This window comes from Kitasatospora sp. NPDC059646 (genome assembly GCF_042734615.1).
Lineage (GTDB): Bacteria > Actinomycetota > Actinomycetes > Streptomycetales > Streptomycetaceae > Kitasatospora.
On the sequence record NZ_JBHWDS010000004.1, the window covers coordinates 1 to 12,532 of the forward strand.

At 73.1% G+C, this 12,532-nt stretch carries 9 protein-coding genes; 2 read left to right on the forward strand and 7 right to left on the reverse strand.

Going from position 1 to position 12,532, the window contains the following annotated elements:
* The first annotated feature begins 105 nt into the window (after positions 1 to 105).
* Positions 106 to 1,068, forward strand: coding sequence for a zinc-binding dehydrogenase (locus ACFV1L_RS03610; RefSeq protein WP_380362523.1), 963 nt, complete (start codon positions 106 to 108; stop codon positions 1,066 to 1,068).
* Positions 1,069 to 1,165: 97 nt separating this feature from the next.
* Here ACFV1L_RS03610 and ACFV1L_RS03615 read toward each other — a convergent pair whose 3' ends face one another.
* The 7 genes from ACFV1L_RS03615 to ACFV1L_RS03645 form a co-directional block, all read right to left on the reverse strand.
* Positions 1,166 to 2,155, reverse strand: a complete 990-nt coding sequence (locus ACFV1L_RS03615) for a PadR family transcriptional regulator (RefSeq protein WP_380362525.1) — start codon at positions 2,153 to 2,155, stop codon at positions 1,166 to 1,168.
* 1 nt (position 2,156) lies between these two features.
* The gene (locus tag ACFV1L_RS03620) at positions 2,157 to 3,050 is read right to left on the reverse strand and encodes a DUF4097 domain-containing protein (protein WP_380362526.1); all 894 of its coding nucleotides are present in this window, start codon (positions 3,048 to 3,050) and stop codon (positions 2,157 to 2,159) included.
* 210 nt (positions 3,051 to 3,260) lie between these two features.
* A complete protein-coding gene (locus ACFV1L_RS03625; RefSeq protein ID WP_035866044.1) occupies positions 3,261 to 3,440 on the reverse strand; it encodes a DUF6104 family protein in 180 nt (59 codons plus the stop codon).
* A 59-nt stretch (positions 3,441 to 3,499) separates the two neighbouring features.
* Positions 3,500 to 5,221 (reverse strand): serine/threonine-protein kinase, encoded by a 1,722-nt coding sequence (locus ACFV1L_RS03630; RefSeq protein WP_380362529.1) that lies wholly within the window; start codon positions 5,219 to 5,221, stop codon positions 3,500 to 3,502.
* A gap of 209 nt (positions 5,222 to 5,430) precedes the next feature.
* On the reverse strand, positions 5,431 to 9,177 hold the full coding sequence (locus ACFV1L_RS03635) for a multifunctional oxoglutarate decarboxylase/oxoglutarate dehydrogenase thiamine pyrophosphate-binding subunit/dihydrolipoyllysine-residue succinyltransferase subunit (protein WP_380362530.1): 3,747 nt from the start codon (positions 9,175 to 9,177) through the stop codon (positions 5,431 to 5,433).
* Between the two features lie 305 nt (positions 9,178 to 9,482).
* Entirely contained in the window at positions 9,483 to 10,622 is a 1,140-nt protein-coding gene (locus ACFV1L_RS03640) for an ATP-binding protein (RefSeq protein WP_380362532.1), read from the reverse strand.
* Positions 10,623 to 10,705: 83 nt separating this feature from the next.
* The gene (locus tag ACFV1L_RS03645; RefSeq protein ID WP_035866049.1) at positions 10,706 to 11,416 is read right to left on the reverse strand and encodes a response regulator transcription factor; all 711 of its coding nucleotides are present in this window, start codon (positions 11,414 to 11,416) and stop codon (positions 10,706 to 10,708) included.
* A 381-nt stretch (positions 11,417 to 11,797) separates the two neighbouring features.
* On the opposite strand from ACFV1L_RS03645, the gene ACFV1L_RS03650 reads away from it, so the two are divergent.
* Entirely contained in the window at positions 11,798 to 12,493 is a 696-nt protein-coding gene (locus ACFV1L_RS03650) for a rhomboid-like protein (protein WP_380362534.1), read from the forward strand.
* Positions 12,494 to 12,532 lie beyond the last annotated feature (39 nt).

Genomic DNA, 12,532 nt, shown 5'->3' on the forward strand with positions numbered 1-12,532 from the left:
GGACTGCGCAGTCCCCCGCGCCCGGGCGGCGCCCTTCCCGGTTGTGCGACCCGTCACAGTGAGTCGTGGTTAACAGGCGGGAGGGTGCGGGGCTATGGTCCGGGCATGTTTGCTGCCTATGCCGCCCGAATCAGTCCTGACGACCCGTTGAGCGCGCTGGAGCTGGGCGAGTTGCCCGAGCCCGAGGTGCGGCCGGGGTGGAGCGTGGTGACGGTGAAGGCCGCCACGCTGAACCACCACGACCTGTGGTCGCTGCGGGGGGTGGGGCTGCCCGCGGAGCGGCTGCCGATGATCCTCGGCTGCGACGCGTCCGGCGTGGACGAGCACGGCAACGAGGTGGTGATCCACTCGGTGATCGGGCAGAGCGGCCACGGAGTGGGCCCGGACGAGCCGCGGTCGATCCTCACCGAGCGCTACCAGGGCACGTTCGCGCAGCGCGTCGCGGTGCCGACCTGGAACCTGCTGCCGAAGCCGAAGGAGCTGAGCTTCGAGGAGGCGGCCTGCCTGCCGACCGCCTGGCTGACGGCGTACCGGATGCTGTTCACCAACGCGGGCGTGAAGCCGGGCGACACCGTCCTGGTGCAGGGCGCCGGCGGCGGGGTGTCGACCGCGCTGGTGGTGCTGGCGAAGGCCGCCGGGCTGCGGGTCTGGGTGACCGGCCGGGACGAGGCCAAGCGGGCCCGCGCGGTGGAGCTCGGCGCGGACGCCGCGTTCGAGAGCGGCGCCCGGCTGCCCGAGCGGGTGGACGCGGTGATGGAGACGGTGGGCGCGGCGACCTGGTCGCACTCGGTGAAGTCGCTGCGTCCGGGCGGCACCGTCGTGATCTCGGGGGCGACCAGCGGGCCGAGCCCGAAGGCCGCCGAGCTGAACCGGATCTTCTTCCTGGAGCTGAAGGTGGTCGGCTCGACCATGGGCTCCAAGGAGGAGCTGGCCGGCCTGCTGGCGCTGTGCGCGAACTCCGGGGTGCGCCCGGTGATCGACTCGGTGCGCCCGCTGGCCGACGCCCGGGAGGCGTTCGAGCAGCTGGAGCGCGGCCAGGTGTTCGGCAAGCTGGTGCTGACGCCCTGAGGGCCGTCCGAGCCGGACGAGTCGGACGAGTCGGACGAGTCGGACGAAGAGCTCCCGGCCCCGAGCGGGTGGGAGCTCTTCGTCCGGTCCGGCGCCGTCAGCGCCGGTGCAGGGCGCGGGCGGCGGCGGCCAGGGCCTGCTGGGCGCGGGCCAGTCCGGCGGCGTCCACGCCGCGGTCGCGGGCGGTGTCGCGGACGTGGTCGCGGAACCGGTCGAGCAGGCGCTCCAGTTCGCGGGCGGGGTCGCCGGCCGGGTCGGTGCGGGCCCAGTCGGGGAGGTCGGCGGGGGCGTCGTCCTTGTCGAGGTCGATCCGGACGGGCTCCTCGGCGGGCGTGCCGGGGGAGCCCCAGCGGGCGGCGTCGGCCAGCGAGCCGAGGCCGCGGGTGAGTTCGGCCAGGCCCTCGGCGAGGCCGGTGGACCAGTCGCCGTGCGAGGTGTGCTCGCGGACCTGCTCCTCGATCCGGCGCTTGAGCCGCAGCGCCTCCTGCTGGGCGGCGGTGCGGGCCGCCCTGGACTGCTCGCGCAGCCGCTTGGCCTCCGCCTCCGCGGCCTTGGCCTGCTGCCGGGCCGCCTTCTCCTGCTCCTTGGCGCGCCTGGCCTGCTCCTTGGCCTCGGCCTTGAGGCGGGCGAACTCGTCCTTGGCGCGCTGCCAGGACTCCTTGCTCTGCCAGGGCGCGGCGAACGGGTCGCCGCCGGCGGCCGGGGTGTCCTTGGCCTGCTGCCACAGCTCGGCCCGCAGGTCCTTGGCGCTGTCCCGGACGTCCTGCCGGATGGCGCCGGCCAACTGGCCGACCGAGTCGTGGATCTCCGCCTCCAGGGCCGTCAGTTCGTCCTGGCGGGAGGCGAGTTCGGTGCGCCCGGTGTCGGTCAGCCGGTAGACCTTGCGGCCGCCCTCGGTGGTGTGGCTGACCAGGCCCTCGGCCTCCAGCTTGGCGAGCCGGGGGTAGACGGTGCCCGCGGAGGGCGCGTACAGGCCGTGGAACCGCTCCTCCAGCAGGCGGATCACCTCGTACCCGTGCCGGGGGCTCTCGTCGAGCAGCTTCAGCAGGTACAGGCGGAGCCGGCCGTGGCCGAACACCGGGGTCATCTCAGGCCTCCTTGGTCAGGTCGAGCGGGCTGGCGGGCAGTTCCTTGGCCGGCCGGTCGTCCTCGGCGTCGGGGCGGCGCTGGACGGTGACCGCGCCGGTGACGGTGGTCACCTGGAGGCGGCCCCGGCCGGAGCCGAGCTGGCCGGAGAGCTTCTTGGAGCCCCAGCCGCCGCCGACGCTGAGCTCGTCGAAGGCGCTGGACAGGGTGCCGCTGGTGGTGCCGGCCTCGACCTTGGCGTCGGCGAAGGAGGGCAGTCGGACGCCGACCGGGCCGGAGACGGTGGTGACGCCGATGTCGGTGGGGGTGGCGGCGTCCAGGTCGAGGGTGACCGCGCCGGACACCGAGTGGGCGCGGATCCGGGTGGCGCTGCCGGCCACCAGGGTCACCGCGCCGGAGACCGTGTTGACCTTCAGCTCGCCGGACAGGCCCTCGGCGTCCACGTCGCCGGAGACGGTGTTGGCGGAGACCGCGCCGGTCAGGCCGGCCAGCGTGGTGTCGCCGCTGGCGCCGTGCACCCCGACCTCGCCGGCGATGCCGGAGACGGTGGCGTGCGCGGAGACGGTGCCGACCTTGACCGAGGCGGCGGCCGGGACGGCCAGCGTGACCTCGACGCGGCGCTTGCGACGCAGGCCGGAGAAGTAGGACTTGACGCTCTGCACGGACTTTGCGGCCTCGCCGAACTCGGCCCAGCTGAGGTCCTTGTAGGTGACGGTGAGCACGCCGTCGACCAGGGTGACCTGGAGCGGCTCGCCCTCCAGGGCCGCCACTTCGAGGCGCGCCGGTCCCTCGGTGGGGACCACGTTCACGGTGCCGTCGACGACCCGCACGTGCAGGATGTGCACGGCCTCGTCGAAGGTGATGGTCTCGCTGCTGTCTACCGTCCGCTCGAACATGTCCGGCTCCCCGTCCTCCCATACGCGATGTATCGCGTTGTCGTTGATATTTACGATATATCGCGTCCGGCGGAAGTCAAGGCGGTCCGGCCCCGATCCGGACCCGGAGCGCACCCCCACCCGACCCCGAGGGCACCCCGAGCCCTGACTCCGGAACGCCGACGGCCCGGCAGGCGGAATCGCCTGCCGGGCCGCGCGGGTGACGCTGCGTCAGTCCTCGTCCTCGTCGTCCAGCCGGGCCAGCCAGGTGGCCAGCCGCTCCACCGGCACCTCGAAGTCCGGGTTCAGGTCGACGAACTCCCGCAGGCGCTCGGCCAGCCACTCGAAAGTGACCTCCTCCTCGCCTCGCCGGCTCTCCAACTCCTCGATGCCGCGGTCGGTGAAGTACACGGTGTTCTCGCTCCGGGTGGTGGTTCTGGTACGCCGCCGCCCAGGATAGTGCGCCCCGATCAGCCCCCGTGCCGGTAGTAGCCGATCGACAGCCGGACGGCGGCGGAGCCGGTGTCGTGGCTGACCACCCGCACCACCGCGATGCTCCGGTCCTTGCGGTTGCGGGCGCAGAACACCCGCCCGTCCGGCAGGTCCTCCCAGCCCAGGCGGGCGGCCGGGCTGCGGTCGATGCCGTCCGCGCACTGCTGCGCCGTGAGCGGGTCCGACCGGCCGATGTACGCGTCGAAGTCGGTGTCCAACCGCAGCCCGTCCGCGGTCGGGTCCACGAAGGTCGCGGGCGTCCCGCTCGGCGCCACCCGGCCGTTCGGCAGGTCGAAGCCGTAGTCGGAGCTGGGCGAGGAGAGCTCCCGGTTCTCGTACACCGCGACGTAGCCGCCGGCCGGGGCGGACTCCCGCGGCGAGGCCGAGGCGCCCGGCCGGGTGGCGGACGGCGGCGGCGAGGACGGCACCCGGTCGCCGCCGCCCGCGTTCGCGCCGTCGCGGGTGCCGGAGGCGGTCGGGCCGGCCTGCCCGGAGGCGCCGCCGTCGTCCTTCTGCAGGCCCCGCATCAGCGCCAGCCCGCCGGCCGTGCCCGCCAGCAGCGCCACCAGGACCACCACCAGCAGGGTCCGCCACGACACCCCGCCGCGCGGCGCCGGGTGCGGCTCCTCCCGGGCCGGAGCCGGGGCGGGCGCCGGGGCGGGCACGGGAGCCGGGACCAGCGGGGGAGCGGACGGCATGGTGGGCACCGGCACGACGGTCGGCACGGGGGCGGCCTCCGGTACCGGCAGCGGCGTCGGCGGGGTCCGCGGCAGGTCCGCCCGGCGGGTGATCTCGGTGTTCACCCGGCCCGGCAGCCAGTCCTCGCCGAACCTCAACTGCCCGCCGACCACCGGGTGTTCACGGGCCGCCCGGATCAGCTCCGGCGGCGTCGGCCGGTCCTGCGGAGCCTTCGCCAGGCAGCGCGCCACCAACTCGCGCAGCGCCGGCGGGACGCCTCCCAGGTCCGGCTCCTCGTGCACCACCCGGTACAGCACCGCACTGTCCGGCCCGTCCCCGAACGGCGGGGCGCCGCCCGCCACGTACGCCGTCAGCGAGCCCAGCGCGAACACGTCGGTGGCCGGGGTGATCGGACCGCCCTGCGCCTGCTCGGGCGACATGAACGCGGGCGAGCCGATCCGGTAGCCGGTGCCGGTCAGCGCGGTCGCGTCGGCCGCCCGGGCGATCCCGAAGTCGATCACCCGCGGCCCGTCCGCCGCCACCAGCACGTTCGCCGGCTTCAGGTCCCGGTGCACCACCGCGACGCTGTGGATCGCCTGCAACGCCTCCGCGATCCCGCCGACCAGCAGCAGCACCGTGCGCACCGGCAGCGCCCCGTGCTCGCGCACCACCTGCTGCAGCGACGGCCCCGGCACGTACGAGGTGACCAGCCACGGCGCCCCGGAGTCCAGGCCGCCCGAGTCGATCACCTGCGCGGTGTACAGCCCGTGGATCCGCTGCGCGCTGCTCACCTCCTGCGCGAACCGGCGCCGGAACTCGCCGTCCTCGGCGAACTCCGGGCGGACCACCTTCACCGCCACCGGCCGCCCGCCCGGCGTGTACGACAGGTAGACCCGGCCCATCCCGCCCGACCCCAGCCGGGCGAACAGCCGGTAGCCGCCGACCTCCCGCGGATCGTCCGGGAGCAGCGGCTGGAACACCGGCGGAAGCGGGACGGAGTGCTGCGGACTGTCGGACGGCATGCGGCGAATCCCCCTCGGAACGAGCGAACCCGGCCGGGCCGCGCCCGTGGGAGGCGCCGCGGCCCGGCGGCGGAAACCGGCGAAGGACAACCTATCGATCCGTCAGTTCCCGTGCGGCGCAAAGGAACCGGCCGGTCCCGGGAACGGCGACGGCCCCCGCCCCCGGAGACCGGGGACGGGGGCCGTGCGGGCCGGGCGGCGTCAGCGCGTCAGAGCGCGAACACCTCGTCGACCAGCGCCTTCTGCTCGGCCGCGTGACGCTTGGCCGAGCCGACCGCGGGGGCCGAGGAGGCCGTGCGGGCGACCCGGCGCAGGCGGGCGCCGCCGTTGGCGGAGCGGCCGATGACGACCTGCAGGTGGTCGACCAGGTTCATCGCGATGAACGGCCAGGCACCCTGGTTGGCCGGCTCCTCCTGCGCCCAGACGAACTGGACGTTCTCGCCGTAGCGGGCCAGCTCCTCCTGGAGCTCGGCGATCGGCAGCGGGTACAGGCGCTCGACGCGGACGATGGCGGTGTCGGTGACGCCGCGCTCGGTCCGGGCCGCCTCCAGGTCGTAGTAGAACTTGCCGGAGGTGATGACCACCTTGCGGACCTGCGCCGGGTCCACCGTGCTGTCGCCGATCACCGGGCGGAACGAGCCGCTGGTGAACTCGGAGGCGGCGGACGCCGCGGCCTTCAGACGCAGCATCGACTTCGGGGTGAAGACGACCAGCGGCTTGTGGTGCGGGTTGTGCGCCTGCCAGCGCAGCAGGTGGAAGTAGTTCGACGGCAGGGTCGGCATCGCGACCGTCATGTTGTTCTGCGCGCACAGCTGCAGGAAGCGCTCCGGGCGGGCGGACGAGTGGTCCGGTCCCTGGCCCTCGTAGCCGTGCGGCAGCAGCAGGGTGACGCCGGAGTGCTGGCCCCACTTCTGCTCGGCGGACGCGATGTACTCGTCGACCATGGTCTGCGCGCCGTTGACGAAGTCGCCGAACTGCGCCTCCCACATGACCAGCGCGTTCGGGCGGGTCAGCGAGTAGCCGTACTCGAAGCCCATCGCCGCGTACTCGCTGAGCAGCGAGTCGTAGACGGTGAAGCGGGCCTGGTCCTCGGTCAGGTACATCAGCGGGGTGTAGTCCTCGCCGGTGTTCCGGTCGATCAGCACCGCGTGGCGCTGGCCGAAGGTGCCGCGGCGGGAGTCCTGGCCGGCCAGGCGGACCGGGTGGCCCTCCATCAGCAGCGAGCCGATGGCGAGCGCCTCGCCGGTCGCCCAGTCGATCGTGTTGTCCTCGATCGAGGCGGCGCGGCGCTGCAGCTGCGGCAGCAGGCGCGGGTGCACGGTCAGCCAGTCCGGCAGGTTGACCTGCGAGGCGGCGATCCGCTTGACCATCTCGGCGGAGATGCCGGTCTGGATGGAGACCGGGAAGTCCGCGACCGGACGGCCGGTCTCGGCCGGGGCCGGAGCGGTGGTGGCCTCGCGGACCTCCGCGAACACCTTCTCCAGCTGGCCCTGGAAGTCCTGGAGCGCCTGCTCCGCCTCTTCCATGGTGATGTCGCCGCGACCGATCAGCGCCTCGGTGTACAGCTTGCGCACCGAGCGCTTCTTGTCGATCAGGTCGTACATCAGCGGCTGGGTGAACGACGGGTTGTCGGCCTCGTTGTGACCGCGGCGGCGGTAGCAGATGAGGTCGATCACGACGTCCTTGTGGAACGCCTGGCGGAACTCGAAGGCCAGCCGCGCCACGCGGACCACGGCCTCCGGGTCGTCGCCGTTCACGTGGAAGATCGGCGCCTCGATCATCCGGGCCACGTCGGTGCAGTACATCGACGAGCGCGAGGAGGTCGGGGCGGCGGTGAAGCCGACCTGGTTGTTGACCACGATGTGCACGGTGCCGCCGGTGCGGTAGCCGCGCAGCTGCGACATGTTCAGGGTCTCCGCGACCACGCCCTGGCCCGCGAAGGCCGCGTCGCCGTGGATCTGGATCGGCAGGACCGGGAAGGTCGTGCCGCCGAAGTCCAGGATGTCCTGCTTGGCGCGGGCGATGCCCTCGACGACCGGGTCGACGGTCTCCAGGTGGGACGGGTTGGCGGCCAGCGACACCTTGATGGTCTCGCCGTCCAGGCCGGTGAAGGTGCCCTCGGAGCCCAGGTGGTACTTGACGTCGCCCGAGCCGTGCATCGACTTCGGGTCGAGGTTGCCCTCGAACTCGCCGAAGATCTTGCCGAACGGCTTGCCGACGATGTTCGCCAGCACGTTCAGGCGGCCGCGGTGCGCCATGCCGATGACGGCCTCGTCGAGGCGGTGCTCGGCGGCGGCGTCGATGGTGGCGTCCAGCAGCGGGATGAGCGACTCGCCGCCCTCCAGCGAGAAACGCTTCTGCCCGACGTACTTGGTCTGCAGGAACGTCTCGAACGCCTCGGCCGAGTTCAGCCGGCGCAGGATGCGCAGCTGCTCCTCGCGCTCCGGCTTGGTGTACGGCTTCTCCAGGCGCTCCTGCAGCCAGCTGCGCTGGGCCGGGTCCTGGATGTGCATGTACTCGATGCCGACGGTGCGGCAGTAGGTGTTGCGCAGCAGGCCGAGGATGTCGCGGAGCTTCATCATCTTCTGGCCGCCGAAGCCGCCGACCGCGAACTCGCGCTCCAGGTCCCACAGGGTGAGGCCGTGCGTGGTGACGTCCAGGTCGGGGTGCTTGCGCTGCATGTACTCCAGCGGGTCGGTGTCGGCCATCAGGTGGCCGCGGACCCGGTAGGAGTGGATGAGCTCCATGACGCGCGCGGTCTTGTTGACCTCGTCGTCGTGGGTGGTCGCCACGTCGGTGGCCCAGCGCACCGGCTCGTACGGGATCCGGAGGGACTCGAACACCTCGTCGTAGAAGTTGTTCGCGCCCAGCAGCAGCTGGTGGATCGAGCGCAGGAACTCGCCCGAGGCCGCGCCCTGGATGACCCGGTGGTCGTAGGTCGAGGTGAGCGTCATGATCTTGGAGACGCCCAGGCGGGCCAGGGTCTCCGGGGAGGAGCCCTGGAACTCGGCCGGGTACTCCATCGCGCCGACGCCGACGATGGTGCCCTGGTTCTGCATCAGGCGCGGCACGGAGTGCACGGTGCCGATGCCGCCCGGGTTGGTCAGCGAGACCGTGACGCCGGTGAAGTCGTCCATGGTCAGCTTGTTGGCGCGGGCCCGGCGGACGATGTCCTCGTAGGCCTGCCAGAAGCCGAAGAAGTCGAGCGTCTCGGCCTTCTTGATCGCCGCGACGACCAGCTGGCGGTCGCCGTTCGGCTTGACCAGGTCGATGGCGAGGCCCAGGTTCACGTGCTCGGGCTTCACCAGGTAGGACTTGCCGTCCTCCACCTTGTAGCTGTAGTTCATGCCCGGGTTGGCCTTCACGGCCTGGACCAGCGCGTAGCCGATCAGGTGGGTGAAGGACACCTTGCCGCCGCGGGCGCGCTGCAGGTGGTTGTTGATGACGATGCGGTTGTCGATCAGCAGCTTGGCGGGCACCGCGCGCACCGAGGTGGCGGTCGGAACCTCCAGCGAAGCGTCCATGTTCGACGCCACGGCCTTCGCCGGGCCGCGGAGCTGGATCAGCTCGGGCCCCTCCGCGGCGGCCTTCGCCGGGGCGGCCGGAGCCGCGGCCTTCGGCGCGGGCGGGGCGGCGGGAGCGGCGGCCAGCGGCGCGGGGGCGGCCGCCGGCTGCGCGGGCGCCGGAGCGGCGGCCGGGGCAGCGGGGGCGGGCGCGGCCGGAGCAGCGGCAACGGGAGCGGCAACGGGGGCCGGCTGGGAGCCGACCGGAGTTGCGGCCTGGGTCACTGGAGTCACCTCGGTACCGGGCTTGTAGTCGGCGAAAAAGTCCCACCAGGCGCGGTCGACCGAGGCCGGGTCCTGGAGGTACTGCTGGTAGATCTCGTCGACGAGCCACTCATTGGGGCCGAAGCCAGTGGAGCTTGCCGAGCTGGGGGTTTCTTGGTGTGGCGACACGGGGCAACCGCCCTCTTCCGCTTCCTTTTGGGATGGTGGACAGCGGGGATTAAGGCTACGCCTCCGACCAGTGATCGCGCAGTCCCCGGTGGTCAGGCGTCGCCCAGATCACATCGTCCGACCGGATTTTGGCCGGAACCTTGCGTTAGAGATGCCGGAAATCGGGGAACCGGGGCAGGGCCGACCACTGCCATACCGAGTGAAAATCGGACGAATCGGCGTTCCGGCCGGTCGGACGGCGTCCCCCGCCGGGCCGCCACCCCGCTTTGTACCGGTTCCGCCACAAACGCCGCGGCGGGCCGACGCTAGCCGGGAACCGGCGCCTCACCCGGCAGGGTGACCTCGATCCGGCAGCCCGCGGCGGCCTCCGCCACCCGGATGCGGCCGCCGTGCAGGTCCACCGCCCAGCGGGCGATCGCCAGCCCCAGGCCGGTCCCGCCGTCGCTGCCCGGGCCCAGCGCGGTCGGCGAACCGCTGCGGCCGAACCGCTCGAACACCCGCTCCCGGTCCGCGAGCGGAATGCCCGGACCCTGGTCCTGCACGGTCAGCAGCAGCCCGCCGCCGTCCGCCGCCCGGGCCCGCACCGTGACGGTGCCGCCGGCCGGCGAGTGCTTGCACGCGTTGTCCACCAGGTTGGCCACCACCTGGTGCAGCCGCTCCGCGTCCGCCACCGCCGCCAGGTCGGCCGGCTGCACGTCGAGCGCCAGCCGCACGTCCTCGCGCCGGGCGTACGCGCCGCCCGCCGTCGCGCCGTCCACCGTCACGCCCCGCAGCACGCCGTCCAGGAACTCCCGCACCAGGAACGGGCGGGAGTCCAGCGGGACCACGCCGTCGTCCAGCTTCGACAGGTCCAGCAGGTGGGTGACCAGCCGGCCGAGGCGCTCGGTCTGCTCCAGGGCGGTGCCCAGGTTCTTCGGGTCCGGCTTCACCACGCCGTCCACCACGTTCTCCAGCAGGCCGCGGAGCGCCGCGATCGGCGTGCGCAGCTCGTGCGAGACGTTGGCGATCAGCTCCCGGCGGTGCCGGTCGGCGGCCTCCAGGTCGCCGGCCATCCGGTTGAAGGTGTCGGCCAGCTCGCCGATCTCGTCCCGCGAGGACACGTGCACCCGGGCGCTGTAGTCGCCCGCGGCCATCGACCGGGCGGCCGCCGTCATGTCCCGCAGCGGCGCGGTCAGGCCGTTCGCCAGGAACTGCATGAACAGCAGCGAGGCGATCAGCGAGAAGATCATGATGATCCGGATCTGGGTCTCCGACCGGATCGCCACCACCACCATGCCGGTGGCCAGCACCACCGAGACGACCACCAGCAGGGCCAGCTTGCCCTTCACCGAGCGCACCGGGTCGAACGGGCGGATGTCGGCCCACACCCGGCGCGCGGCGCGCACCGCGAGCGGGGGCCGCGGGGTCGGCTCGGCTTCCCCGTTGCGTTGCTGTGGAAAGGTCATGGTGTCCTTCAGCTCGTCCGTCCCCCCGTGAACGACCGGACCGCCGCGCGGGCCCCCCGGAGGCCCGGACCGGCGGCGCCCGGTCAGGACAGCGGAGCCTCCAGCGCGTACCCCACGCCGTGCACCGTGCGGATCCAGCTCGCCCCGATCTTCCGGCGCAGCGCCTTCACGTGGCTGTCCACCGTGCGGGTCCCGGACGCGTCGGTCCAGTCCCACACCTCGGCCAGCAGCTGCTCGCGGGTGAGCACCGCGCGCGGCTGCGCCGCCAGGCAGGCCAGCAGGTCGAACTCCGTCGGGGTCAGGTGCACGTCGCCCGAGCCCAGCCGGACCCGGCGCTGCACGTGGTCGATCTCCAGTTCACCGAAGCGCAGGCTGCCGAGGGCCGGTGTGCGGGCGGCCTGCTGGGCGCGCTCCACGCGGCGCAGCAGGACGTTCACCCGGGCCGCCAGCTCGCGCATGGAGAACGGCTTGGTCATGTAGTCGTCGGCGCCGACGCCCAGGCCGACCAGCAGGTCCGTCTCGTCGTCGCGCGCGGTCAGCATCAGCACCGGCACCGGGCGCTGGGCCTGGATCCGGCGGCAGACCTCCAGGCCGTCGAAGCCCGGCAGCATGATGTCGAGCACCACCAGGTCCGGCTGCCAGGTGTGGAAGCCGTCCACCGCGCCCGGCCCGTCGTGGGCCACCGCCACCTTGAAGCCCTCGGCGCCCAGCCGCGCCGCGATCGACTCCGCGATGGTCGGCTCGTCCTCCACGACGAGCACCCGTCGCTGGGTACCCACCGGGCCACTGCTCATCGTCTCTTGCTGGATCTCTGTCACGGTCACGCCACCGCCCCCAGGGCTGCGGGCCGGCCGCCTGTGGGGACGGCGGGCTCCGCTTCGTAGTCGTCTTGTTCCGTCGTGGGCTGTGCCCCGCCCGCCGGTGCTGCTCCTGGCAGCGTACGGACGCCGTCCCCGCCCGGGCGGGCGGACCGGAGGATTCCGGCCGCGGACCGTCATGTTTGGCAGGTCCCCGATCGGACGGGCACGGGCCAGTACCTTACCCGCAGCACTTGCGAGCTGTAACGGTACGTGTGCGAGCGGCATATGCGCGGTCAGAGGTCTTCACAGGACTTCCTCAGACACCTCTCAGCCGCCCCGCTTATGGTGGGTCGGACGAGGCGTTCGGGAGGCACCATGACCAGCGCGGAACTGCGACGACGGCTGATCCGGCCCGGGCTGCGCGCGATACCCACCCCCCGGACCAACCCGTTCGCACTCGGTTACCTCGCACTGCTGCTCGGCACCACCCTCTACGCGCGGTTCGGCGACCCCGAGACGGTCCACCGGCTCCAGGCGGTCTCCTCCACCGACGCGCACAACCTGATGGTGCACCCCGCGCTCTCGCTCGTCGGCAGCGGACTGTGGGTCGCCGGCTCGGTGTGGATGCCCTACTTCTGGGCCTTCGGCGTCACCGTCGCACCACTGGAACGGCGGATCGGCGGCATCCGCGCCCTCGGCGTCTTCGCGGCCGGCCACATCGGCGCGACGCTGCTCTCGCAGGGCGTGGTGCTCGGCGCGGTGGCGAGCGGCGGGGCCGCCCCGGACGTCCTCGACGCCATCGACATCGGCGTCAGCTACGGCGTGCTGGCCTCGCTCGGCGGACTGGCCGGACTGCTGCGGCCGGCCGGCCGGGCGGTCGCGCTGGGGGCGGGACTGGCGCTGATCGGCAACCAGCTGCTCTCCGACCCCGACCTGGTGACCTCGGTGGGGCATCCGGCGGCGCTGCTGGTCGGCGTCGCGCTGTGGCCGTGGCTGCGGAGGGGGCGGGAACCGCGACGCCCCCGCCGGGCGGCGGCGTGGAAGGCCGCGGCGGCGGAGGGCGCTTCGTAGCGGTGCGCCCGCGCCCGCTCCCGTCCGGGGGCCTTCGCT

Bases quoted from the DNA above. Each gene is read 5' to 3' on its own strand.
- ACFV1L_RS03630 (WP_380362529.1), bottom strand. From the start codon at position 5,221: ATGCCGTCCGACAGTCCGCAGCACTCCGTCCCGCTTCCGCCGGTGTTC.
- ACFV1L_RS03610 (WP_380362523.1), top strand. From the start codon at position 106: ATGTTTGCTGCCTATGCCGCCCGAATCAGTCCTGACGACCCGTTGAGC.
- ACFV1L_RS03615 (WP_380362525.1), bottom strand. From the start codon at position 2,155: ATGACCCCGGTGTTCGGCCACGGCCGGCTCCGCCTGTACCTGCTGAAG.
- ACFV1L_RS03640 (WP_380362532.1), bottom strand. From the start codon at position 10,622: ATGACCTTTCCACAGCAACGCAACGGGGAAGCCGAGCCGACCCCGCGG.
- ACFV1L_RS03645 (WP_035866049.1), bottom strand. From the start codon at position 11,416: ATGAGCAGTGGCCCGGTGGGTACCCAGCGACGGGTGCTCGTCGTGGAG.
- ACFV1L_RS03650 (WP_380362534.1), top strand. From the start codon at position 11,798: ATGACCAGCGCGGAACTGCGACGACGGCTGATCCGGCCCGGGCTGCGC.
- ACFV1L_RS03620 (WP_380362526.1), bottom strand. From the start codon at position 3,050: ATGTTCGAGCGGACGGTAGACAGCAGCGAGACCATCACCTTCGACGAG.